This window comes from Pseudomonas fluorescens (genome assembly GCF_005938625.1).
GTDB lineage: Bacteria > Pseudomonadota > Gammaproteobacteria > Pseudomonadales > Pseudomonadaceae > Aquipseudomonas > Aquipseudomonas fluorescens_BD.
The window spans coordinates 136,929-158,779 of sequence record NZ_VCNJ01000026.1 but is presented as its reverse complement, the minus strand read 5'-3'; the positions used below and the strand labels follow the sequence as shown (position 1 = coordinate 158,779).

Genomic DNA, 21,851 nt, shown 5'->3' with positions numbered 1-21,851 from the left:
ATGTACCCGGTCTTTACCCACGCCAGCCCTCTCCCAGAGGGAGAGGGGGCCGACCGCGCTGTCTTGCGCTCGACATCGACCTGAAAGGCCGAGTCGATTATGGATCAACAGATAATCGTTTGATTTGATGCTTCTGATACCTGAGTTCGGCTCGGTATTTCAGGTCGGCGTAACTCGTGAAAACACCTCGGTCAGTCCCCTCTACCTCTGGGAGAGGGCTAGGGTGAGGGTGCTTCTGACAACCGTTGGGTAAATAAGAGCGTGTCCCCAACCCCCATCCCCCCCTAAAATACCCGCCATTCCCGATTTCGCCCGTCCGAGGCCGCTTTTTCATGTCCGTTACTGCACCTGTTACCAAGCCTGCGCCCGATCACCACGCCCAGTTCATCGAGCTGCTGCAAACCAGCCTCGACCAGAACGGCTTCATCAAACTGGTGCTGGCCAAGTACGTCGGTGACGAAGCGGAGCTGCAGCGGGTGATCATCAAAGCGGTCACCGTCAAAGCGCAGCCGAACTTGTCCTTCGTCTATCGCTACAAAACCCGCGACATCACCAAAAACCTGCCGCTAAGCGAAGGTGTTGCGACCATTGCCGCGCTGCTGCCGGCCTCGTTCAAAAATGCGCATTTGCTCGCCGTCACTGACGAAGCCCAGCTCGAATACAGCAAAAAGGGCAAGAGTTCGCTGTTCAAAAGCAAACCTCAGCAATTGCGCGAAGCGCCGTCCGCCGAGCACAACCGCGAGAAAAATCGCTTCCTCGAATTGAGTCGGCCGTTCCTCAAGGACCTGGGCGTGACCAATGCCCAAAACGAGCTGATTCCGGCGATGTCGCGCAAGTGGAAGCAGATCAACAAGTTCATCGAAGTGTTCAGCCATGCGCTGACCTCGTCGCCGCTGGCGCTGGACAAACCGGTGCGTGTGGCGGATTTCGGTTCGGGCAAGGGTTATCTGACTTTCGCGATTCACGATTACCTGCGCAACACCTTGAAGGCCGAGGGCGAAGTCACCGGCGTCGAGCTGCGTGAGGAAATGGTCAACCTGTGCAACGCCGCGGCGGCAAAACTCGATCATCCGGGGCTGGTGTTCAAGTGCGGTGACGTGCGCAGCGTGGCGCCGAGCGAGCTCGATGTGATGATCGCCCTGCATGCCTGCGACATCGCCACTGACTACGCGATCCACACCGGCATCCGCTCGGGCGCGTCGATCATCATGTGCTCGCCGTGTTGCCACAAACAGATCCGCCTGCAGATCCAGAGCCCGGCGCTGCTCAAACCGATGTTGCAATACGGTTTGCACCTCGGCCAGCAGGCGGAAATGGTCACCGACAGTCTGCGCGCGTTGTTCCTTGAGGCCTGCGGTTACGAGACCAAGGTCTTCGAGTTCATCTCGCTGGATCACACCAACAAGAACAAGATGATTCTCGCGGTGAAACGCGCCGAGCCGGTGGATTCGGCCCAGTTGTTGGTGAAGATCGAAGAGTTGAAAGCGTTCTACAACATCAGCGAGCACTGCCTGGAAACCCTGCTGCGCGCCGACGGCTTTCTGGCCTGACCACATCTGCAATGCAACCACTGTAGGAGCTGCCGAAGGCTCGGGCCGCGATCGGACGATCTTTTGATCTTAAAAAACAAAGTCAAACGATCGCAGCCTTCGGCAGCTCCTACAAGGTTATGTGTTCAAGCTGTAGCAGGTTGTGCCGGGCTCACCGCAGTCTTGCGGCCGAGCATGACAGTGGCGATGACTCCGCAGGCAAACACCCAGGTTATCGGCTCGACATGTTCACCAAAGAACAGCGCCGAAAACGCGATGGTGAAGAAGATCTGCAACAACTGGATCTGACTGACCCGGGCAATGCCGCCCATGGCCAGCCCGGCGTACCACGCAAAGAATCCAAGAAACTGCGAAAACAGCGCCACATAACCAAACGCCCACCAGGTCTTGGCCGACACCGCGCCTTGATGTTGCAGCGCCAGATACAGCACCGGCCCGATCAACAGCGGCGTCGACAGCACCAGCGCCCAGCAGATCACCTGCCAGCCGCCCATCTCCCTGGCCAGTCGCCCGCCCTCGGCGTACCCCAGCCCACCGACGGCAATCGCCCCGAGCATCAACAGGTCACCCGCCTGAATACTCCCAGCGCCGGTATACAACGCATACCCGAGCACCAGCGCGCTACCCAGCGCCGCACAGGCCCAAAAGGCTTTCGACGGACGCTCGTGGGACAACCACGCGGCATACAGCGCCACGCACAGCGGTTGCAAACCGTTGACCAAGGCACCGTGGGACGCCGGCAACGTTTGCATGGCCCACGCCGACAGTACCGGAAAACCCAGAATCACCCCGGCGATCACCAGGCTCAGGCCTTTGACTTGCTGCCACGTCGGCCACTTCTCGCGGCGCCATAACAACAGCGCCGCCGCCGGAATTGCCGCGAACAGTGCTCGGCCCAAACCGTTGAGCAGCGGATGCAGTTCCTGCACCACGATGCGGGTGAAGGGCAGGGTGAGGCTGAAAATCACCACGCCGAGCAGGCCGAGGGCCATGCCGGTGTTTTCGCGCGAGGACATGATGGGGGACCAGATGTCGGGATGGTAGAAAGGTTTCCTCATCTAGCCATAATTCGTGGTGTACGGGCTGTTACAGCTAGGCACGGACTTAGGCGTACAGTTTCAGGGCCCCTTCGCGAGCAAGCTCGCTCCCACAGTGGATCGCATTCCAATGTGGGAGCGAGCTTGCTCGCGAAGAACGATGACACGGTCTCAGGTAGTAGCCGGTTGTTACCCGAGCCGCTGGATAAGGTCTACCTTGAACACTCCCAAGCATTTCCCCCAGAGGAGTCCTCCCCATGGCCGCGAAAAAGATCCTGATGCTGGTCGGCGATTACGTCGAAGACTACGAAGTAATGGTGCCGTTCCAGGCCCTGCAAATGGTCGGTCACACCGTCCACGCTGTGTGCCCGGACAAGGCTGCCGGCAAAACCGTGCGCACCGCGATCCATGATTTCGAAGGCGATCAGACCTACAGCGAAAAGCCTGGTCACCTGTTCGCCCTCAACTTCGACTTCGCCAAGGTCAGCGAGGCCGATTACGACGCGCTGTTGATCCCCGGCGGTCGTGCCCCGGAATACCTGCGCCTCGACGAAAAAGTCCTCGACCTGGTGCGCGCTTTCGACAAGGCCGGTAAACCGATTGCCGCGGTCTGCCACGGCGCACAACTGCTGGCGGCAGCGGGCGTTCTTGAAGGCCGCGAATGCAGCGCCTATCCGGCCTGCGCCCCGGAAGTGCGGCTGGCGGGTGGCACGTACATCGACATTCCGGTGACGGACGGCCACGTTCAAGGCAATCTGGCCACGGCACCGGCATGGCCGGCGCATCCGAACTGGCTGGCCGGTTTCCTTGGCTTGCTCGGCACCAAAATCACCCTGTAACGAGGATTCGCCGATGTGCGAGCTCTACGTCAAGGCTGACCCGATTCTCTACGAGTCACGCTCGCGCTCGCTGCGCATCTGCGGCGTGGTGACCACGTTGCGTCTGGAGAATCAGTTCTGGGACATCCTCAGCGAGATTGCCGAGGTCGACGGCATGACCACCAACCAACTGATCGCCAAACTGTATGAAGAGGTGATGGATTATCGCGGCGAAGTGGTGAATTTTGCCTCGTTCCTGCGGGTGAGTTGTACGCGCTATCTGAGTCAGCGGCGGGTAACTGCGCCTGAGTTGTCGGTGGTGCGGGCGGTGGTGAAATAGCCAGCATCGCAGTGACCCTTTCGCGAGCAAGCTCGCTCCCACTTTCGACCGCGTTCTGCAACTGGAATGCGGTCCCATGTGGGAGCGAGCTTGCTCGCGAAGGGGCCGGTACAGGCGACAGAAGTCTGGGGCTGGTCTTTACTCATTTGCGCGAAATCTCTCAATCGCCAAGGAGCAACGAGCATGTCCGGATGGTACGAAATCAGTAAAAGCAGCAACGGCCAGTTCAGGTTCGTGCTGAAAGCGGCGAATGCCGAAACGATTCTGACCAGCGAGCTGTACACCACTCGCGCAGCGGCCGACGGCGGTATCGCTTCAGTGCAAACCAACAGCCCGCTGGATGAGCGCTACGAGAAGAAGTCGACGAAGGACGGCCACCCGTACTTCAATCTGAAAGCGGCCAACCACCAGATCATTGGCAGCAGTGAATCCTATTCCTCGAATGCCGCGTGCGATAAAGGCATTGCCAGCGTTAAAACGAACGGTCCGAGCAAAGTGATCAAGGACAAGACTTTGCCGGTGCTCTGACCTCAGCACATCCCCCTGTAGGAGTGAGCCTGCTCGCGATCGCGGAGGGTCAGTCGACACATGTTCAACTGATTCACCGCGATCGCGAGCAGGCTCACTCCTACATTGGTTTTTGTGGTGTCAGTGAGATCAGCGCAGGGTCTTGAGGATTGCTTGCAGCTGAGTCTGGCCCGCTTCACTCAATGGGAATACCGGCAAACGCGGATCGCCCACCTCCAGCCCGGTCTGCCGCAACCCGGCTTTGATCGTCGCCGGCAAGCCCCCCTTGAGAATGAAATCCAGCAGCGGCAATTGGCGGTAGAACAAATCCCGCGCCCGATCCAGATCCCCAGCCATGGCGGCCTCGTACAAGTCCAGATTCAGTTGTGGAATCAAGTTCGGCGCCGCCGTGCACCAGCCTTTCGCCCCGGCGGCAAACGCTTCCAGCGCCAGCGGATTGCAGCCGTTGTAGAACGGCACCTGACCTTCACCGAGCAGTTGCAGTTTGTGCATGCGCTGAATATCGCCGGTGCTCTCCTTGACCATGGTCACGTTTTCCACGGCATTGACGATGCGCAGAATCAAATCCACCGACATGTCGGTGCCGCTGGTGGCCGGGTTGTTGTAGAGCATGATTGGCACGCCGATGCTCTCGCCGATGGCGCGGTAGTGGGCGAGGATTTCCGCCTCAGTGAGCTTCCAGTACGAGGCTGGCAGCACCATCACCACGTCGGCCCCGTGAGCTTCGGCGAAACGCGCTCGGCGCACGGCTTTGGCGGTGGTCAGGTCAGACACGCTGACGATGGTCGGCACGCGTTTGGCCACCTGCTTGATGCTGAATTCGGCGACCTGATCCCACTCCGCGTCGCTCAGGTAAGCGCCTTCGCCGGTGCTGCCCAGTGGTGCGATGGCGTGGACGCCGCTGTCGATCAGGCGATCGATCGATTGACCCAGGGCGGGCAGATCCAGTCCTTCGCCGTTGGCGCCGAACGGGGTGATGGTGTAGCCGATGATGCCGTGAATAGTGGACATGGGAATCTCTCCGTAACAGGGTTCAGTTCAGGCAATCGGCGTGTTGACGCAGGTTCTGCCGGGCGTAGTAGTTGAAGGCGGCGGCGTGGCGTTTCGGCTTGGCGATCCAGTCATGCGCCTCGCGGCCCAGCTCGGGGATGATCGGTTTGATCGTGCCGGCGGCCATCGCCAGCAATTGCAGCTTGGCCGCGCGTTCGATCAGTTGGGCGATGACACACGCCTCTTCAATCGTCGTACCGGTCGACAGCTGACCGTGGTGCGAAAGCAGGATCGCGCGTTTGTCGCCCAGGGCACCGGCAATCAACTCGCCTTCTTCGTTGCCCACCGGTACACCCGGCCAACCTTCGAGAAACGCGCAGTCGTCGTACAGCGGGCACAGGTCCATGTGGGAAATCTGCAGCGGCACTTCAAGCATCGACAGCGCGGCAACGTGGGTCGGGTGGGTGTGAATGATGCAATTTACATCCGGGCGAGCGCGGTACACCCAGCTATGGAAACGGTTGGCCGGGTTGGCCATGCCGTGACCTTCGAGGACTTCCAGATCCTCGTTGACCAGCAGCAGATTGCTCGCGGTGATTTCATCGAAACCCAGGCCCAGTTGCTGAGTGTAATAGGTGCCGGGTTGCGGGCCACGGGCGGTGATTTGGCCAGCAAGGCCTGAGTCGTGGCCGTTCTCGAAAAGAATCCGACAGGTCAGGGCCAGCTTTTGCCGGTCCGTCCACGTATTATCCGCCAGGGTTTTTTGCATCTGGGTCAGCGCTTGCTTGACCAGTTGGTCTTTGGGTAGTGCTAATGTCTTGGCCATGTCTGTGTCCTTTGGGTGATTGCAAATGACACGAAAGAGGCTATATGACACAAAGTGTCATTGGCAAGCACAAATCGTCGCTTCCTTGCTGGAATAACCGTCGCGCATGTCTATCCGTTTGAAATTATTGAGAAAAAAACTTGGTGTAACCCTTGAGGCACTGGCCGAAAAATCCGGCATGACCAAGAGTTATCTGTCCAAAGTCGAACGCGGGCTGAACACCCCGTCGATTGCTGCCGCGTTGAAACTGGCGAAAGCGCTGAATGTGAAAGTCGAGGAATTGTTCTCCGAAGACAGCGTCAGCCTCGACAGCTACAGCCTGGTGCGCAGTCACGAACGGCAGTCACTGTCGGCAAACGATCAGAGCCCGGGTTATGCGGTGCTGGCGCACCAGGTCAGCGAACGAAACCTGCTGCCGTTCATCATCTACCCGCCAAAAGAGTTCAGCGACAAAACCTTCAAGGAGCATCTGGGCGAGGAGTTTCTGTTCGTTCACGAAGGGCAGGTTGAAGTGGACTTCATGAACGAGAAGGTGCTGCTGGAGCGCGGTGATGCGCTGCACTTCAATGCGCAGAAGCCACACCGGATCAGGTCGGTGGGGGAGGTGCAAGCGCAGTTGCTGGTGGTGGTGCACAGCAGCGAAGAATGAGGTATCTGCTAAAAGCTTCGCGAGCAAGCTCGCTCCCACAGTAGACCGCGTTCCAATGTGGGAGCGAGCTTGCTCGCGAAGGCGTCGGCGGGGTCTACATTAAACCTCGACCGGCACCGACAACTTCGGATTCCCGAGCGCATGGCTCTTGGCATCAAAAAACCGCAACTCCACGCCCGTCCCCTCAAACACCTTCGCGTAATGCCGCTTCTGATGCTGAACAAACGCTGCACTGCGCGGATAAATCGAGATCGCCACTGTCGCAGGCTTCGCCATGCGCAGCGCCCGAACAATGTGCGCATCCTGCTCGCCCAACGCATGACCAAAGATGCACAAATTGCCGCCATGCCCGAGCAACTGCTCATAACAGAACGACAGATAATCCGAACTGCGAATGGTCTTGAGCTTGTCCGCGCTCGGCCCTTCGGTGACGAACAGCGGCACGTCATCCAGCGTCTTGATCGTGTTGTTGATGGCGAAGCTGCCGAGCAGCGTGCCCTCGGTTGAGGTCAATTTGCGCGCGGTGCCGTCCTGATTGCGCACCAGATGCAGACCGCCGTGCAGGTACAACAGGCGCGGTTTGTCGGTGGCAGTTTCGCTCAGATCAAAACTCGCGTTGGCGCCGTTGAAGAGATCGTCGATGGCGTCGCTTTGATGTTGCAGCGCCCAGTAATTAAGCAAGTCGTAATTGGTGGTGAACACAGTGCGATAGCGCGCCAGTTCTTCGTTCAACGTCGCCAGCGTCGAAGGCTTCACCAGTCGCCAAGGAATATGCACCGCGTGCACGGTGTTGATCAGCGCTTCCTTGATCGCATAGTAGCGATTGCGCGGCGCCGCCGAGCTGACGGCCAGCGCCTTGTTGACCCGGCTGGTGGTTTTCAGCGCGCCAAGGACCTGCTCGAAGCTGCGCGTCTGCATCGCGTCGAACACTGCCAGTTCCGACGGGCTCAGCGGTTTCTCTTCGACGGTACGGGCGTTTTCGAACAGCGAGTCATAGCCGAAATCGTCCCACACCGCACGGCTGGCGCCATTGCCCACCAGCAAGCCGTTGAACTCGGTCGCGGCGCGCAGGGTGTTCCAGTCTTCGAGGCTGGCGTCGACATCCAGAAAATCGGTCATTGCGTAGGCGGTCTCAAAACAAAGGGGCTGATGGGCGGCGACTTTATCACGAGCGGGCATTGAGCCAGATCAACATCGCTCGTGACCGATCGGTCGATGCTGTGTCTATCCGCCGAACCGGAGCAGTCGATTCGGCCCCTGTCAGGAGACGCGCGCATGACCAGTACCTTTTTCATTCCGGCGGTAAACATCATGGGCAACGGTTGCCTCGACGAGGCCATGGTTGCGATCCGCAACTACGGTTTTCGCAAGGCGCTGATCGTCACCGACACCGGGTTGGCCAAGGCTGGCGTGGCAACCATGGTCGCTGAGAAACTGGCGATGCAGGACATCGATTCGGTGATTTTCGACGGCGCCAAACCGAACCCGAGCATTGCCAATGTCGAGTCGGGTCTGGGACTGCTCAAGGAGAGTCGCTGTGATTTTGTCGTGTCGCTGGGCGGCGGTTCGCCGCACGACTGCGCCAAAGGTATTGCGCTGTGCGCAACCAATGGCGGGCAGATCCGTGACTATGAAGGTGTCGATCAATCGAGCAAGCCGCAACTTCCGCTGATCGCGATCAACACCACCGCCGGCACCGCCAGTGAGATGACCCGTTTCTGCATCATCACCGACGAATCGCGCCACGTGAAAATGGCCATCGTTGACCGCAACGTCACGCCGCTGCTGTCGGTCAACGACCCGGAGCTGATGGTTGCCATGCCCAAAGGCCTGACCGCCGCAACCGGCATGGATGCGTTGACCCACGCCATCGAAGCCTACGTCTCGACCGCTGCCAATCCGATCACCGATGCCTGTGCGCTGAAGGCCATGACCCTGATCAGCAACAACCTGCGCCTGGCCGTGCGCGACGGCAGCGACCTCGCCGCGCGGGAAAACATGGCGTACGCGCAGTTTCTCGCCGGTATGGCGTTCAACAATGCCTCGCTCGGTTACGTGCATGCGATGGCGCATCAGTTGGGCGGGTTTTACGACTTGCCCCACGGTGTGTGCAACGCCGTGCTGCTGCCCCATGTGCAGACGTTCAACGCGCTGGTTTGCGCCGATCGCCTGACCGATGTCGCTCACGCCATGGGCGCGGATATTCGTGGTTTCAGCGCGGAAGAGGGTGCCCAAGCGGCGATCAATGCGATCCGCTGCCTGGCCAAAGATGTCGAGATTCCCGGTGGCCTGCGCGAACTCGGCGCCAAGCTCAGCGATATCCCGGTGCTGGCCACCAATGCTTTGAAGGACGCCTGCGGCCTGACCAATCCTCGGGCGGCAGATCAGCGCCAGATCGAGGAGATTTTTCGTAACGCGTTTTGAGGAGCTGACTGGATGAAAGCCTTGAACGTCAGGTTTTGCCGTTCTCGGTCACCGTAAAGGTTCGAACGCGGCCCCAGTCTGAAACCTTGCCATCGATGTTGTGAACGGCGGACGTCCGGTACTGTGCGGCAGGTAAGGGCTGCGTCACCTGAGTACGCCATTGCCGGGTGCTGTCCACATTGGCTCTGGCAATCTCAAGGCCAGTGTCCAGGTCGAAAATGTTAACGAAGCCAGTGGCCTGTGTGACATCACCTGAGAAGACCGGAACCGAATCTACCTGTGCTCCCTCTTGCGGTTCGGAAATCACCGGGACGTCGATATCGGGCCGCAACCGCACGGTATATTTGCGCTCCTCACTCCAGTCTGACTTGATGCCTTCCCACGTCTGGTGGGCGCGAATCCCCTGCTGCCCCGGAAACTGGGCACCGCTGATGCTAAACGCCCATCGTCCATTTGCGCTGATCTGTCCACCACCGAGCGAATGTGTGTTTTCAATGTTCCAAACCTGCACCAGCGCACCCGGTATACCGCTGCCGAGCAACAGTGTTGCAGGCCCCGTGGTGCTGCCCTCTTCGGGGAGCGTGATGGTCGGCGGGGCTGGTTGGGTATTCTGCTCGTCGGGCGTGCTCATTGCTTTTCTCGTTTCGGGCTGAATGTGAGTCGAGAGATTGGCATGACGAATTTCGTTTCGAACCTGTAAAAACTACTAGTTTTTTAGCTTTTTTTGCTTGATTGGTAATTTCATTTTCTTCTAAAAAACTGTCATTTCTGTCAGTTGTCTGGCGTGGCTGCTTCGGATCGAATGCTCTGACAACGGAGGTCGACTTCGATCTCTCAAGGAGCACACGAACATGCCGAAAGCCACAGCACCCACAGTATCGAAAGCCCCCAGAACAGCAAAAGCACAATCAGCAGGAGAACTGGATGAGCGCTTTGGCCTGCGAACGCTGAATTTTCCCGGAGCGAGCAAAACCATTGGCCGTGGGGTGGCGATAACCCCGTCAGGGCAGATCATGGTCAGCGCAACCGTTGAGGTATCGGGGCTTTCGTATTTCGGCTTGGTGCGTCTGGATGCCAATGGAGATCGAGATCGGGGCTTTGGTGATGACGGCTATCTTCGCGGCCAATTTGGCAATGGTCTGCTCTCGCAAGCCGGAAAGTTGATCGTGGATGCAATCGGACGGATCTACCTGTGCGGTGTGATTGGCGTGATCAAAGGCACGGCCATCGATTACCAACAGGTCATCGCCCGCTTTCTGCCCGACGGCTCGCCGGACACCGGGTTCGGCGACGATAAGAGCGGCTATCGGATCGTGCCCACGCGTATTCCTCTGCTGACAGGTGCCACGGGCGGGCGTCTGATTCTGGCGAAATCCACTCCTCAGGCAGCAGAGCCGGACAGACTACTGTTCGTGACCTCGCAAAAGGGCAGTGGATTGCTGGCGCGGTTCAATCTCGATGGCTCGGACGATTCATTGTTCGCTACCAATGGCTGGATTGTCCTGACACTGCCAGGGGTGGCGATTGCATTGCCGGGAATCGTCCAGCTCGGCAATGGACTGATTCTCGTGCATGGCAAAACAGAAGTAACCAACCAGGGATTGGTCATGGCGTTCGACCACAGCGGAAAAGTCGCAGAAGCGTTTGGCAATAAAGGGACATTGCTGTTGAACCTTCAAAAGGATAACAAGCCGCTCGAAAGCTCGGTGGCGCAGATCATTGTGCAAACGTCAGAGCGCTTGCTGTTGATCGGATCGGCGGTCGAAGCGTCGGCAGGAGACAAATTCCAGCATGCATTTATAAGCGGCATCACCTACGCCGGCCGAATGGATGAAAAATTCAACGGTAACAACCCTGTTATCACCGCTGCGACAGGAGTACTCGATCTCAGAGGCTGGAAAGCAGGGCTTGCGCTGGATGACATCGCAGGCAAACGGATCGTCACGGTCGGACAGACCTCGGACGGCGAACGACGGTTACTCACGGGAGGCTTATTGGTCGACGGCGCCGTGGATCCGGCATTTGATGTAAAAGGCGCGGCCGCTATCGAGTGGATTGCGCAGGACGCCTGTCTGCAGGGCTCGTCAATGCTGGTGTTGGGGCAGAGCAATGAAGTGGCTCATCTGGTGCGATTGCTGACAGCGGCGAGCTGACGGGCAGGTTCATCACATTTTCGGTGTGATTGAAATCCGGGCTATCCTGCCGACTTGGAACAACCCCAGTCAGCGAGCCCTCCATGCTGCAAAAGAGCCTGATCCGCCGCCTCGACCTGATCACCCTGCAACTGTTTGTCGCCGTCCACGAAGAGGGCACGCTGACCCGCGCGGCCTCGCGCGAAGCCATCGCGGTGTCGGCGGCAAGCAAGCGCCTGATGGAGCTGGAAGAGGCGCTCGGGATCAGCTTGTTCGTGCGTCAGGCCAAGGGCATGACGCTGACGCCCGCCGGCGAAACGCTGCTGCACCATGCGCGGCAGATGTTGTTCAACGTCGAGAAAATGGGCCTGGAACTGGGTGAACACAGCCACGGCGTACGCGGTTATGTGCGCATGCTGGCGAACCTCTCGGCGATCATCCAGTTTCTTCCCGAAGACTTGCGCGACTTTTCCGCGCAGCATCCGCAGGTCAAGACCGACCTGGAAGAGCGACCCAGTGCTGGGGTGATTCAAGGCGTGCTTGATGGCGTGGCGGATCTGGGTATCTGCTCCAATGACAGCGATACCAAAGGTCTGCACAGCGTGTTGTACCGTCAGGACAAACTGGTGGTGGTGATGCTGCCGGAGCATCCGTTGGCCGCGCGTGAATCAGTGGCTTTCGCTGAAACCCTGGACAGTGATTACGTCGGATTGCACGCGGCCAGTTCGATCAACATGCGTACCCACGCGGCGGCGCGACAGGCCGGCAAGGTCTTGCGCATTCGCATTCATGTGCCGGGGTTCGATGCGGTGTGCCGGATGGTCCAGGCCAACATGGGCATCGGCATTTTGCCGCAGCGTGCTTATGAACTGTTTGGCCAGGCGCTGGGGTTGCACGCGGTGCCGTTGACGGATGACTGGTCGGATCGCGCGTTGATTGTGGTGGTGCGCGATGAGGCGGGATTGTCGCCGGTGAGCCGGTTGTTGTTTGAGCATTTGCGGGGGCAGGGAGCGTAGATCTCCAGTGAATGTTCCGGCCTCTTCGCGAGCAAGCTCGCTCCCACAGGTTTTGTGGTGTATTCAGATTTTGCGGCTGATCTCAATCCCTGTGGGAGCGAGCTTGCTCGCGAAGGCGGCCTCGAACTCACCACATCACCTTTGAGCGTTCGCATTTGGCGAACGCCCATTGCCGAGAGACGGCTGGATTGCCCGATCATCGTTCCTCTAGCCTTGGCGCATATTCCAAGAACAAGAGGTACCCCGCGATGACTGCCCCTTTGAGTGCGATCAAAGTGATCGAGATCGGCACGCTGATTGCCGCGCCGTTTGCTGCGCGCATGCTCGCCGAATTCGGCGCCGAGGTGATCAAGATCGAAGCCATGGGTCAGGGCGACCCGCTGCGCAAATGGCGCAAGCTGCACGAAGGCACGTCGCTGTGGTGGTACCTGCAATCACGCAACAAGAAGTCGCTGGCGCTCAACCTCAAATCTGCCGAAGGCATTGAACTGGTCAAGCAACTGGCCAGCGATGCCGACGTGATCATCGAAAACCTGCGCCCCGGTGCACTGGAAAAACTTGGCCTCGGCTGGGATGTGCTCCACGCGCTAAACCCCAATCTCACCCTCGTGCGTATTTCCGGCTACGGTCAGACCGGCCCGTACCGCGATCGTCCCGGCTTCGGCGCGATCGGCGAGGCCATGGGCGGCATTCGTTACACCACCGGCAGTCCCGGTTCGCCACCGGCGCGGGTCGGCGTCAGCCTCGGCGATTCGCTGGCCTCGCTGCACGCGGTGATCGGCGCGTTGATGGCGCTGCTGCGGGTCAAGACCGGGCAGGGCGGCGGGCAGATTGTCGATGTGTCGCTGGCCGAAAGCGTGTTCAACGTCATGGAAAGCCTGGTGCCGGAGTACGACATGCTTGGCCATGTTCGCGAACGCAGCGGCGGCGCGTTGCCAGGTATCGCACCGTCCAACACTTACCTCACGGCGGATGGCGCTTACGTGGTAATTGCCGGCAACAGCGACCCGATCTACAAGCGGCTGATGCAAACCATCGGTCGCGATGACCTGGCTGATGCAGAGGAATTCGCCCACAACGACGGCCGGGCGGCCAAGAGCGGTTTGCTCGATGCCGCGATCACCCATTGGACCAGCAGCCTGCCGATCGACGATGTACTCGCCGCGCTGGAAGCCGCTGAAGTGCCGGCCGGACGCATTTATTCGGTGGCAGACATCGTCGCTGATCCGCACTATCAGGCACGCGATATGCTGCTCAATGCCGAGTTGCCCGGCGGTGCAACAGTGAAGATGCCCGGCATCGTTCCCAAGCTCTCGGAAACCCCCGGCGGCGTTAACTGGTCGGGGCCGACACTTGGCCAACACACCGACGGCATTCTCGCCGGCCTCGGCCTGACTGAACTCGACATCGAACGCCTGAAGAACCAAGGGGTGGTGCAATGATCACCGACTATTCGCAAACCCTGATCGTCCAGGAAGTCTCGCCACGCGACGGTTTGCAGATCGAGCCGACCTGGGTGGAAACCGCTGACAAGATCGCGCTGATCGATCAACTGTCGCTGGCCGGTTTCAGTCGCATCGAAGCCGGCTCGTTCGTCTCTCCGAAAGCCATTCCGGCACTGCGCGATGGCGAGCAGGTTTTCACTGGCATTGAGCGACAGCCGGGGGTGATTTATGTCGCGCTGATTCCCAACCTCAAAGGCGCACAGCGTGCATTGGCGGCGGGTGCCGACGAGTTGAATCTGGTGATGTCCGCCAGCCAGACGCACAACATGGCCAATATGCGCATGCGCTGCGAGGATTCGCTGGCGGCGTTTGCAGAGATTGTCGCGTTCGCCAGCGGCTCCCGTGTGCGCCTCAATGGCAGTATCGCGACGACGTTCGGTTGCCCGTTCGAAGGCCAGATCGACGAGGATCGCGTACTGCAGATCGTCGACGCGTATCAGGAACTCGGGATTCAGGGCATCACCCTGGCCGACACCACTGGCATGGCCAATCCGCGCCAAGTCGACCGGTTGGTACGGCGAGTGTTGCAGCGGGTTTCTCCGGCGGATCTGACCCTGCATTTCCACAACACCCGTGGTCTGGGTTTGTGCAATGTGCTGGCGGCTTACGAGGCGGGGGCGCGGCGTTTCGATGCGGCGCTTGGTGGTCTCGGTGGCTGTCCGTTTGCGCCGGGTGCGTCGGGCAATATTTGCACTGAAGACCTGGTAAACCTGTGCGATGAGATCGGTATTCACACCGGCATCGACTTGCCGCTGCTGCTGAAACTCTCGCGCAGCTTGCCGGATCTGCTGGGCCACGAAGTCCCCGGCCAACTGGCCAAGGCCGGACGCAACTGCGACCTGCACCCCATCCCCACCTGAATATACAAATCCCCATGTGGGAGCGAGCTTGCTCGCGAAGACGGTGCATCATTCCCATTTGATTTCGACTGACTCGACGCCTTCGCGAGCAAGCTCGCTCCCACAAAAAAACGCTCCACAGTGAGCGTCATAACCAGACAACAAAAACAATCGGACGCCCACCGGCAGTCCGCCTGGAGAAAAGCTATGAGTCTCAATGTAATGGAGGCGGGCGCGAGTCCGTCCGTCGATCACGACGCCGAAAAAGCCCTGGTCAGCAAGGTCGCCTGGCGCCTGATGCCGCTGATCATGGTCTGCTACCTGTTCGCTTTTTTCGACCGCATCAACATCAGCTTTGCCAAGTTCCAGTTGCAGACCGACCTAAGCCTGAGCGATACCGCTTACGGCCTCGGCGCCGGGTTGTTCGTGGTCGGTTACGTGCTGTTCGAAGTGCCTAGCAACATGATGCTGTACAAGGTTGGCGCGCGGCGCTGGATAGCCCGAATCATGATGTCCTGGGGCGTGGCGACGGCGGCGATGGTGTTCGTCAACAGTGAATGGCAGTTTTACGCGCTGCGCTTTGTGATCGGCGCGATGGAAGCCGGGTTTGCCCCGGGCGTGCTGTATTACCTGACGCTGTGGTTCCCGCAGCATTTCCGTGGTCGCATTACCTCGATGCTGTTTCTCGCTTCGGCATTTGCCGGGCTGGTTGGCGCGCCGTTCTCCGGGCTGGTGCTGGAGCACCTCGACGGCGTGCTGCAAATGCGCGGCTGGCACTGGCTGTTCCTGCTCGGCGGCGTACCGTGCATCGGTCTCGGTTTTCTGGTGCTGATGCTGCTCAAGGATCGCATTGAGGACGCGCACTGGCTGACGGCTGATGAGAAGAAGTTGCTCTCCAGCCGCATCGCCCAACATGAGCCGCACAAGAGCGGTGGATCGTTGCTCGCGGCGTTGAAGATTCCGGGTTTCCTGACGTTGGGGCTGATCTACTTTCTGATTCAGGTGGCGTCCTACGGTTTGAATTTCTGGGCACCGCAACTGATCCGCAGCGCCGGTACCGAGAGCCCGGTGATGATCGGTCTGCTGACGGCCATTCCGTATATTTGCGGGGCGATCAGCATGGTGGTGATCGGGCGTCTGTCGGATGCCACCGGTGAGCGGCGCAAGTTTGTTGCCGGGTTGGTGATTGTCGGGGCTATCGGCTTTTTCAGTGCGGGGATATTTGCCAGCCACACCACGTTCCTGATTGTCGCCCTCGGTCTACTTGGCGCCGGGATCATTGCCTCGATTCCGAGCTTCTGGACCTTGCCACCGAAGTTGTTGGCCGGGGCGGGCGCTGGTGCGGCGGGCGGGATTGCGGTGATCAATACGCTGGGGCAGTTTGGCGGGATCGTCAGCCCGGTGATGGTCGGGCGGATCAAAGATCTGACCGGCAGCACCACGCCGGCGCTGTATGTAATCGGCGTGGCGGCGTTGATCGCTGCGGCACTGTTGCTGTGGGGCTTGCCGCAGAAATTGCGCACGCTCGACAAATATTGATATCAGCTCTGACACCTTCGCGAGCAAGCTCGCTCCCACAGTTGAAATGCATTCCCCTGTGGGAGCGAGCCTGCTCGCGAAGACTGACCTCCAGACACTGAAATCATCGATTCAAACGATCATCCAGGAGCCACTGCATTCCTCTCGAACACCCCACCAAACTGAATCAACACCACCCCGGCAATCAACAACACTGCGCCAAATACCCGCGACACGGTCAGCTGTTTCTCCTCCAACCCGAACAACCCAAAGTGATCCAGCACCATCGACGCAATCACTTGCCCAGCCAACGCCAGCGCGACAAACCCGGAAGCGCCGAGCTTGGGCAGCAACACCACTGCCAACGCCACAAAACACACGCCAAACGCCCCTCCGGCCCATATCCACAGTGGTGCTTTGCTGATGAACGCCAGTGACGGCAACGGCAAACGCAATGCCAGAATCACCGGCAGCAACACCAACACACTCACCAGCAACGACGCCAACGTCGCCCACAACGGATGCCCCAGTCCCCGCGCCAGGTTGCTGTTGATCGCACTCTGAAACGGCACCACCGCCCCGGCGAACGCGGCCAGCATCAACAAACCAGCCCACTGCCACGTACTCATGTTCAACACTCCAACAGGTTTTGCTGGACTCTAGAGTATTCGTCGCGCAGATTTAAATTCCGTTTCATCATCCAGAACATGCACCAGATGAATGATCTACGTCGTATCGACCTCAACCTGCTGGTGATCCTCGACGCCTTGCTCAGCGAGCAGCACGTCACCCGCGCCGCCGAGCGTTTGCACCTCAGTCAACCGGCGGTCAGCCATGCGCTGGCACGGTTGCGCGACTTGCTAGGTGATCCGCTGCTGGTGCGGGCCGGCTCGACGCTGGTGCCCACCGCGCGAGCGCTGGAACTGGTCGCGCCGTTGGCCGAAGCGCTGGCCCAGGTGCAGTCGCTGTTGGCGCCGAACACCTTCGATCCGGCCAGTGCGCGTCGGACCTTTCGTGTGGCCATGTCGGACTATGGCGCGGCGATCATTCTGCCTACGCTGATCCGCACCCTGCGCCGGGAAGCGCCGGGCATCGACCTGCAAATCAGCCATGCCAGTCGCGAAGGCATGCTGGAAGGCGTGCTCAATGGCGATATCGACGTCGCTGCCGGGGTCTTCCCGGAAATGCTCCACGAACTGCGCAGCTCGGTGCTGTTCGAAGAGCGCTACGTCTGCCTGCTGGATCGCCAGACGTTGCCGGCCAATGGTGTGCTGGATTTGCCGAGCTACCTGTCGCGGCCGCACGTTCTGCTGGAAATGCGCGGCAGCGGCACACCGGAAATCGAGCGCGCATTGACGTCTCTGCGTGAGCGTCGCCGCGTCGCGATCAGCCTGCCGCACTGGAACGTCGCGCCGCAGTTCATCAGTGGCACGGATCTGATTCTTACGGTGTCTTCACGCAGCGTGCGCGAGATCGATCAGCGTGATCTGATCGTGGTGCCGCCGCCGTTCGAGATACCGCCGTTTACGTTTGTACTGGCGTGGCACAAGCGGCGAGGTGGGGATCAGGCGTTGAACTGGTTGAATCGGATGATTGAGCAAGGGATAGTGCGCGGCTGAAAAAATAATCAAGGAGCGGGAAGTGACAGTGAAGTCTGGCTGGATCGGGTGTGCGGCATTGTGCGGGTGGTTGCTGGCGGGGCAGGCGTTTGCCGATTGCACGCCGGCGCCAAAAGCGCATGAGATGGATTTTTCCCTCTGCAAGGATTGGCCGGCGTATCCCGGACTGACGCTCACCGCCGCCGCCCATTTCTCGCCCGATCCGGTGTATGGCGCGTCAGAGACTATAGGGCTTTACGATCTGCGTTTGGCCTTGGTGGCGAGCGCAGACTCGCAGCCGTTAGCGAGCTTTTATCAGCCCTCCGCATTCTCTGTGGATGCCATCGCGCTGGACGAACTGACATTCGATACCGCCCGCTATAAGCTCGCACCGCAATTGCAGGCCTTTGGCGTGCGAGTACGGTTCAAAGGCTCTTCGCGCGTGAATCCTCTGGATGAAACCTGGTTGTCGCTCTATGTGAAAGACGGCAACGCATTGCGTCCTGTCATGGATCGGCTGGTGGTTTATGAATATGGCGGTGAGTGGGATGGCAATTGTGCGGGGGAGCGCTACGAGACTACGCGAACCGTGGCTCTGGCCAAGACCAGCAGCCATGGCTATGCCGACCTGATGATCAAAACGATCCGTAGCTCGACCGTTGGCGAGGGCGAGGGCGAGGCGTGCGTATCCAATACCGTCACGCAAAAACCGGTCTTGACGACACTTCGCTATGACGGCAAAAACTACGCAGTGCCTGAAGATTTCAAAGGCCACTAAGACCGATTTTTTACTCAAGGAAGAACAATGATTTCGCGTATCACCTTGCTAGGCTCTTTCATCGCAATGGGTCTTTTAACGACAACTGCCCAAGCCCAGGCCGCCTGCCAAACCAAAGACTTTGACGGCAAATCCCTGTCGCGCTGCAAAGTCTGGCCGGCCGTGCAGAACCAGGCGATTGCGGTTAAATCGACTTATCTTGCCGACCCCGGCGACGATGATGCCGGGGTGTTCGATCTGGATCTTTCGATCGTCAACGCCAGCACTTACAACCCCATCGTTACTTACCGTAAACCGGGGGCTTACAACTCCGATGCTGTGCGGTTTGAGGATCTGCGCATCGACACGGCCCGCTATCGACTGGCGCCGGATGTTCGGGCTTTTGGTTTGCGGTCAAGGTTCGCGCACAGTTCCCACGCCATTCCCTACGAGAAGACTGACCTGGCGCTGTATGTTCGCGAAGGCAATGAGTTGCGTCCGGTGCTGGAGGGATTGGTGGTCGCCAAGAGCAACGGCGAGTTCATGAATAATTGCGAGGGCTATACGAAGACCATTCGCCGAACTGTCGAGATCGGTCCTTCCAGCCATCATGGTCTGGCCGATTTGATCGTCACCACCAGCGGCAACAAAATGAAAAACACGCAATCGGGTAAAGAGTGCGTTTCCAATACCACCCGCCTGAAGCAAAAACAGATCACCCTGACCTACGACGGCCAGCAATACATCGTCCCCGAAGACCTCAGAGGTTACTGACCCGATGCTTACCGGCCTCAACCACTTGACCCTCGCCGTCGGCGATTTGCAGCGCAGCCTGGCGTTCTATCGCGATGTGCTGCAGTTGCGCGTTGAAGCCACGTGGGACGCCGGTGCCTACCTGTCGCTGCCCGGGCTGTGGTTGTGTTTGTCGCTTGATTCAACGCGCTCAAGCGAGCCGAGCGTCGATTACACCCATTACGCTTTCAGCCTCGATGCAGCCGATTTCTCAACATTCGTAGCAAAGCTAAAAGCGGTGAACGTGCAGGAATGGCGCGACAACCGCAGCGAAGGTGCATCGTTCTACTTCCTTGATCCCGATGGCCACAAGCTTGAAGCCCACGTCGGCGATCTCGCTTCGCGACTGGCAGCGTGTCGGCAAAAACCGTACGCCGGCATGCGTTTTTACGACGAGCAGTGAACACGCGCAATCGGCTGATATAGACTGGCGGCCACGTGTTCTGGCGCTTGCAGGTTTCCCATGACTCCATCGTTGCTAATGGCCGTGCTGGCCTCGGGTTTCATTTACGGCATTACGCCCGGGCCGGGGGTGCTGGCGGTGTTCGGCATCGGTGCAGCCCACGGGCGGCGGGCCGGGGCGGGGTTTCTTTGCGGGCACCTGCTCGGTGATGTGGTCTGGTGCAGTACGGCGCTGATCGCGATTGTCGGCGCCCGGGAAATCGGCAGCACCGCGTTTGATGTGCTCGGTGTGCTCAGCGGTTTGTACTTGTTCTGGCTCGGCTGGCGCGCGGTGCGCGCCCAGCGTTGCAACGGTGACGAGCCGCAAGGTGCGGCACGCAAGCCGTTCTGGCACGGCATTCTGTTCGGGCTGACCAATCCCAAGGCCTACCCGGTCGCCGTTGCGACCTTCACTGCGTTGCTGTCGAGCCGCGCCGAACTGCTCAACTGGTCGATGTTGCCGGCGCTGATTGCCCTGAGTTTCCTCGGCGGCTTGTTGGCCTACGCTATTCTGATTGGCGTGGTCGGCGCGCAGCGAGTGCGCACGTTGTATCAGCGCCATGAATTGTTGATTACTCGCCTGTGTGGCGTGATGTTCATCGGTTTTGCCATCAACGCGCTGGTGCATGCGCTGCCGGGTTTGATGCCGAACAAGGCTTGAGGTTGTTTGCACGGATGCAGGAAAAGCTCAGGGACGGTTGATCAGTGCTGCATTGCCCGGACACCCACGCTGAATCATGGAAAGCCGAAATTCCGCGCCGTTGGCGAGTTTTATCGACCTGTTGCTGGATGCCGTTTGCGCGGTCGACAAGCAGGGTCGCTTCGTTTTTGTCAGTGCCGCCTGCGAACGGGTTTTCGGTTACTCGCCTGAAGAGTTGATCGGCCGGCAAATGATTGAGCTGGTGCACCCGGCGGATCGTCAACGTACCCTCGCAGCCGCCAACGAAATCATGGGTGGCGAACCCAAGCTCAACTTCGAAAACCGATACCTGCGCAAGGATGGCAGCGTCGTGCATATCCTCTGGTCTGCGCGCTGGTCGGAAGTCGATCAGTTGCGCATCGCCGTGGCACGCGACATCACCGAGCGCAAGCAGGCCGAATCGCGCCAGGCTGCGCTGTATGCGATTTCCGAGGCCGCCCATGCGGCTGAGGATCTGCTGGCGCTGTTCAAGCGTATCCACCTGATCATCGGCGAATGGTTGCCGGCGATGAATTTTTCGGTGGCGCTGTACGACGAGCACTGCGCACAACTGGATTTTCCTTATCACGTCGACGATGACGAATTGCAGCCCGAGCGACCGGGCACCGTCACCGGACGTCTGTGCGCGGAAGTTATCCGTAGCGGCCAGCCGATTCTTCTGACGCCGGACAGTGCAGATTCCCCCGCCGGTTTCGCCGAGCTGGTGGCGGGGCAGAACTCGCCTTGCTGGCTCGGCGTGCCGTTGAATTCGAAAAATGGCACCATCGGTGCCTTGATCGTCAAAAGCCTGCCCGGCGGCGAGCGCTACACCGAGCAAGACAAGGAACTGCTGCAATACGTCTGCGCCCAGGTCGCCACGGCCATCGAACGCCAGCAATTGCACGCCCGGCTGCAGCGCATGGCGCAGTACGATCAACTGACGCAACTGCCCAATCGTGAATTGCTGCGTGATCGCTTGAAGGCCGCGTTGGCCGGCGCTCGCGAGCAATCCGGGCACATGGCCTTGTTATATGTCGACCTGGACCGCTTCAAACAGGTCAACGACACCTTCGGCCATGCCGTTGGCGACATGCTCCTGCAAACCGTGGCCAATCGCCTCAAGGGCTGCGTGCGGGAAACCGACACCGTGGCCAGAATCGGCGGCGATGAATTTGTCGTGCTGCTGCACAGCGTTCAGGCCTCGGAAGACGCTGACGGTGTCGCGGAAAAAATCCGACAGGTGCTGGTGCAACCGATGCGCCTCGATGGCCACAATCTGCATATCCAACCGAGCATTGGTGTCGCCCGCTATCCAGAGCACGGCAGTGAGGAACAGCAACTGTTCCGCCATGCCGATCAGGCAATGTACGCCGCCAAACGCTTGAATCACCACGCGCTCAATAGCTGATCTG

The 21,851-nt window shown here is 59.4% G+C and carries 23 protein-coding genes; 17 read left to right on the top strand and 6 right to left on the bottom strand.

Annotated elements, in window-relative coordinates; genetic code table 11:
- Positions 1–332: 332 nt before the first annotated feature.
- Complete coding sequence (locus FGA82_RS17705; protein WP_141128045.1) at positions 333–1,550, top strand: class I SAM-dependent methyltransferase; 1,218 nt, start codon at positions 333–335, stop codon at positions 1,548–1,550.
- A 125-nt stretch (positions 1,551–1,675) separates the two neighbouring features.
- Here FGA82_RS17705 and FGA82_RS17700 read toward each other — a convergent pair whose 3' ends face one another.
- Positions 1,676–2,566, bottom strand: coding sequence for a DMT family transporter (locus FGA82_RS17700; RefSeq protein ID WP_141128044.1), 891 nt, complete (start codon positions 2,564–2,566; stop codon positions 1,676–1,678).
- Between the two features lie 278 nt (positions 2,567–2,844).
- Between FGA82_RS17700 and FGA82_RS17695 the strand changes: the two genes are divergently transcribed.
- From FGA82_RS17695 to FGA82_RS17685, 3 genes are all read left to right on the top strand, one after another.
- On the top strand, positions 2,845–3,426 hold the full coding sequence (locus FGA82_RS17695; protein WP_141128043.1) for a DJ-1/PfpI family protein: 582 nt from the start codon (positions 2,845–2,847) through the stop codon (positions 3,424–3,426).
- 13 nt (positions 3,427–3,439) lie between these two features.
- Positions 3,440–3,745, top strand: a complete 306-nt coding sequence (locus tag FGA82_RS17690; protein WP_141128042.1) for a ribbon-helix-helix domain-containing protein — start codon at positions 3,440–3,442, stop codon at positions 3,743–3,745.
- A 183-nt stretch (positions 3,746–3,928) separates the two neighbouring features.
- Complete coding sequence (locus tag FGA82_RS17685) at positions 3,929–4,273, top strand: YegP family protein (RefSeq protein ID WP_141128041.1); 345 nt, start codon at positions 3,929–3,931, stop codon at positions 4,271–4,273.
- A 129-nt stretch (positions 4,274–4,402) separates the two neighbouring features.
- Here FGA82_RS17685 and FGA82_RS17680 read toward each other — a convergent pair whose 3' ends face one another.
- Together FGA82_RS17680 and FGA82_RS17675 are read right to left on the bottom strand one after the other, a co-directional pair.
- Positions 4,403–5,284, bottom strand: coding sequence for a dihydrodipicolinate synthase family protein (locus FGA82_RS17680; RefSeq protein ID WP_141128040.1), 882 nt, complete (start codon positions 5,282–5,284; stop codon positions 4,403–4,405).
- Positions 5,285–5,306: 22 nt separating this feature from the next.
- Positions 5,307–6,089: an aldolase gene (locus FGA82_RS17675; protein ID WP_141128039.1), complete on the bottom strand. Its 783-nt coding sequence runs from the start codon at positions 6,087–6,089 to the stop codon at positions 5,307–5,309.
- A gap of 106 nt (positions 6,090–6,195) precedes the next feature.
- Between FGA82_RS17675 and FGA82_RS17670 the strand changes: the two genes are divergently transcribed.
- Positions 6,196–6,738: a helix-turn-helix domain-containing protein gene (locus FGA82_RS17670; RefSeq protein WP_141128038.1), complete on the top strand. Its 543-nt coding sequence runs from the start codon at positions 6,196–6,198 to the stop codon at positions 6,736–6,738.
- A gap of 99 nt (positions 6,739–6,837) precedes the next feature.
- Here the strand turns inward: FGA82_RS17670 and FGA82_RS17665 are convergent, their stop codons facing one another.
- Entirely contained in the window at positions 6,838–7,857 is a 1,020-nt protein-coding gene (locus FGA82_RS17665; RefSeq protein WP_141128037.1) for a DUF4917 family protein, read from the bottom strand.
- A gap of 156 nt (positions 7,858–8,013) precedes the next feature.
- Here FGA82_RS17665 and yiaY point away from each other — a divergent pair, with 156 nt between their 5' ends.
- Positions 8,014–9,162 carry an L-threonine dehydrogenase gene (gene yiaY / locus FGA82_RS17660; protein WP_141128036.1) on the top strand — a complete coding sequence of 383 codons (1,149 nt, stop codon included), beginning with the start codon at positions 8,014–8,016 and terminating at the stop codon, positions 9,160–9,162.
- 28 nt (positions 9,163–9,190) lie between these two features.
- On the opposite strand, the gene FGA82_RS17655 is transcribed toward yiaY, so the two are convergent.
- Positions 9,191–9,793, bottom strand: coding sequence for a hypothetical protein (locus FGA82_RS17655; protein WP_141128035.1), 603 nt, complete (start codon positions 9,791–9,793; stop codon positions 9,191–9,193).
- A gap of 220 nt (positions 9,794–10,013) precedes the next feature.
- On the opposite strand from FGA82_RS17655, the gene FGA82_RS17650 reads away from it, so the two are divergent.
- From FGA82_RS17650 to FGA82_RS17630, 5 genes are all read left to right on the top strand, one after another.
- The gene (locus FGA82_RS17650) at positions 10,014–11,315 is read left to right on the top strand and encodes a hypothetical protein (protein WP_141128034.1); all 1,302 of its coding nucleotides are present in this window, start codon (positions 10,014–10,016) and stop codon (positions 11,313–11,315) included.
- An 83-nt stretch (positions 11,316–11,398) separates the two neighbouring features.
- Positions 11,399–12,310, top strand: a complete 912-nt coding sequence (locus FGA82_RS17645) for a LysR family transcriptional regulator (protein ID WP_141128033.1) — start codon at positions 11,399–11,401, stop codon at positions 12,308–12,310.
- 248 nt (positions 12,311–12,558) lie between these two features.
- A complete protein-coding gene (locus FGA82_RS17640; RefSeq protein ID WP_141128032.1) occupies positions 12,559–13,752 on the top strand; it encodes a CaiB/BaiF CoA transferase family protein in 1,194 nt (397 codons plus the stop codon).
- Positions 13,749–14,675 carry a hydroxymethylglutaryl-CoA lyase gene (locus FGA82_RS17635; RefSeq protein WP_141128031.1) on the top strand — a complete coding sequence of 309 codons (927 nt, stop codon included), beginning with the start codon at positions 13,749–13,751 and terminating at the stop codon, positions 14,673–14,675. The genes FGA82_RS17640 and FGA82_RS17635 overlap by 4 nt, the downstream gene beginning before the upstream one ends.
- A gap of 186 nt (positions 14,676–14,861) precedes the next feature.
- Positions 14,862–16,193 (top strand): MFS transporter, encoded by a 1,332-nt coding sequence (locus FGA82_RS17630; protein WP_141128030.1) that lies wholly within the window; start codon positions 14,862–14,864, stop codon positions 16,191–16,193.
- Between the two features lie 119 nt (positions 16,194–16,312).
- On the opposite strand, the gene FGA82_RS17625 is transcribed toward FGA82_RS17630, so the two are convergent.
- Positions 16,313–16,801 (bottom strand): DMT family transporter, encoded by a 489-nt coding sequence (locus tag FGA82_RS17625; protein WP_141128029.1) that lies wholly within the window; start codon positions 16,799–16,801, stop codon positions 16,313–16,315.
- A gap of 78 nt (positions 16,802–16,879) precedes the next feature.
- Between FGA82_RS17625 and FGA82_RS17620 the strand changes: the two genes are divergently transcribed.
- The 6 genes from FGA82_RS17620 to FGA82_RS17595 all read left to right on the top strand — a co-directional run bounded on the left by FGA82_RS17620 (position 16,880) and on the right by FGA82_RS17595 (position 21,847).
- A complete protein-coding gene (locus FGA82_RS17620; RefSeq protein WP_171057302.1) occupies positions 16,880–17,791 on the top strand; it encodes a LysR substrate-binding domain-containing protein in 912 nt (303 codons plus the stop codon).
- A 22-nt stretch (positions 17,792–17,813) separates the two neighbouring features.
- Positions 17,814–18,548, top strand: a complete 735-nt coding sequence (locus FGA82_RS17615) for a hypothetical protein (protein ID WP_141128027.1) — start codon at positions 17,814–17,816, stop codon at positions 18,546–18,548.
- Between the two features lie 27 nt (positions 18,549–18,575).
- Positions 18,576–19,301, top strand: coding sequence for a hypothetical protein (locus FGA82_RS17610; protein ID WP_141128026.1), 726 nt, complete (start codon positions 18,576–18,578; stop codon positions 19,299–19,301).
- A gap of 4 nt (positions 19,302–19,305) precedes the next feature.
- The gene (fos, locus tag FGA82_RS17605) at positions 19,306–19,722 is read left to right on the top strand and encodes a fosfomycin resistance glutathione transferase (RefSeq protein WP_141128025.1); all 417 of its coding nucleotides are present in this window, start codon (positions 19,306–19,308) and stop codon (positions 19,720–19,722) included.
- A gap of 60 nt (positions 19,723–19,782) precedes the next feature.
- A complete protein-coding gene (locus FGA82_RS17600; RefSeq protein ID WP_141128024.1) occupies positions 19,783–20,421 on the top strand; it encodes a LysE family translocator in 639 nt (212 codons plus the stop codon).
- 76 nt (positions 20,422–20,497) lie between these two features.
- Positions 20,498–21,847 (top strand): sensor domain-containing protein, encoded by a 1,350-nt coding sequence (locus FGA82_RS17595; protein ID WP_141128023.1) that lies wholly within the window; start codon positions 20,498–20,500, stop codon positions 21,845–21,847.
- Positions 21,848–21,851 lie beyond the last annotated feature (4 nt).

Coding starts and splice junctions, on each gene's coding strand:
- FGA82_RS17705 (WP_141128045.1), top strand. CDS start 333: ATGTCCGTTACTGCACCTGTTACCAAGCCTGCGCCCGATCACCACGCC.
- FGA82_RS17700 (WP_141128044.1), bottom strand. CDS start 2,566: ATGTCCTCGCGCGAAAACACCGGCATGGCCCTCGGCCTGCTCGGCGTG.
- FGA82_RS17695 (WP_141128043.1), top strand. CDS start 2,845: ATGGCCGCGAAAAAGATCCTGATGCTGGTCGGCGATTACGTCGAAGAC.
- FGA82_RS17690 (WP_141128042.1), top strand. CDS start 3,440: ATGTGCGAGCTCTACGTCAAGGCTGACCCGATTCTCTACGAGTCACGC.
- FGA82_RS17685 (WP_141128041.1), top strand. CDS start 3,929: ATGTCCGGATGGTACGAAATCAGTAAAAGCAGCAACGGCCAGTTCAGG.
- FGA82_RS17680 (WP_141128040.1), bottom strand. CDS start 5,284: ATGTCCACTATTCACGGCATCATCGGCTACACCATCACCCCGTTCGGC.
- FGA82_RS17675 (WP_141128039.1), bottom strand. CDS start 6,089: ATGGCCAAGACATTAGCACTACCCAAAGACCAACTGGTCAAGCAAGCG.
- FGA82_RS17670 (WP_141128038.1), top strand. CDS start 6,196: ATGTCTATCCGTTTGAAATTATTGAGAAAAAAACTTGGTGTAACCCTT.
- FGA82_RS17665 (WP_141128037.1), bottom strand. CDS start 7,857: ATGACCGATTTTCTGGATGTCGACGCCAGCCTCGAAGACTGGAACACC.
- yiaY (WP_141128036.1), top strand. CDS start 8,014: ATGACCAGTACCTTTTTCATTCCGGCGGTAAACATCATGGGCAACGGT.
- FGA82_RS17655 (WP_141128035.1), bottom strand. CDS start 9,793: ATGAGCACGCCCGACGAGCAGAATACCCAACCAGCCCCGCCGACCATC.
- FGA82_RS17650 (WP_141128034.1), top strand. CDS start 10,014: ATGCCGAAAGCCACAGCACCCACAGTATCGAAAGCCCCCAGAACAGCA.
- FGA82_RS17645 (WP_141128033.1), top strand. CDS start 11,399: ATGCTGCAAAAGAGCCTGATCCGCCGCCTCGACCTGATCACCCTGCAA.
- FGA82_RS17640 (WP_141128032.1), top strand. CDS start 12,559: ATGACTGCCCCTTTGAGTGCGATCAAAGTGATCGAGATCGGCACGCTG.
- FGA82_RS17635 (WP_141128031.1), top strand. CDS start 13,749: ATGATCACCGACTATTCGCAAACCCTGATCGTCCAGGAAGTCTCGCCA.
- FGA82_RS17630 (WP_141128030.1), top strand. CDS start 14,862: ATGAGTCTCAATGTAATGGAGGCGGGCGCGAGTCCGTCCGTCGATCAC.
- FGA82_RS17625 (WP_141128029.1), bottom strand. CDS start 16,801: ATGAGTACGTGGCAGTGGGCTGGTTTGTTGATGCTGGCCGCGTTCGCC.
- FGA82_RS17620 (WP_171057302.1), top strand. CDS start 16,880: ATGCACCAGATGAATGATCTACGTCGTATCGACCTCAACCTGCTGGTG.
- FGA82_RS17610 (WP_141128026.1), top strand. CDS start 18,576: ATGATTTCGCGTATCACCTTGCTAGGCTCTTTCATCGCAATGGGTCTT.
- fos (WP_141128025.1), top strand. CDS start 19,306: ATGCTTACCGGCCTCAACCACTTGACCCTCGCCGTCGGCGATTTGCAG.
- FGA82_RS17600 (WP_141128024.1), top strand. CDS start 19,783: ATGACTCCATCGTTGCTAATGGCCGTGCTGGCCTCGGGTTTCATTTAC.
- FGA82_RS17595 (WP_141128023.1), top strand. CDS start 20,498: ATGGAAAGCCGAAATTCCGCGCCGTTGGCGAGTTTTATCGACCTGTTG.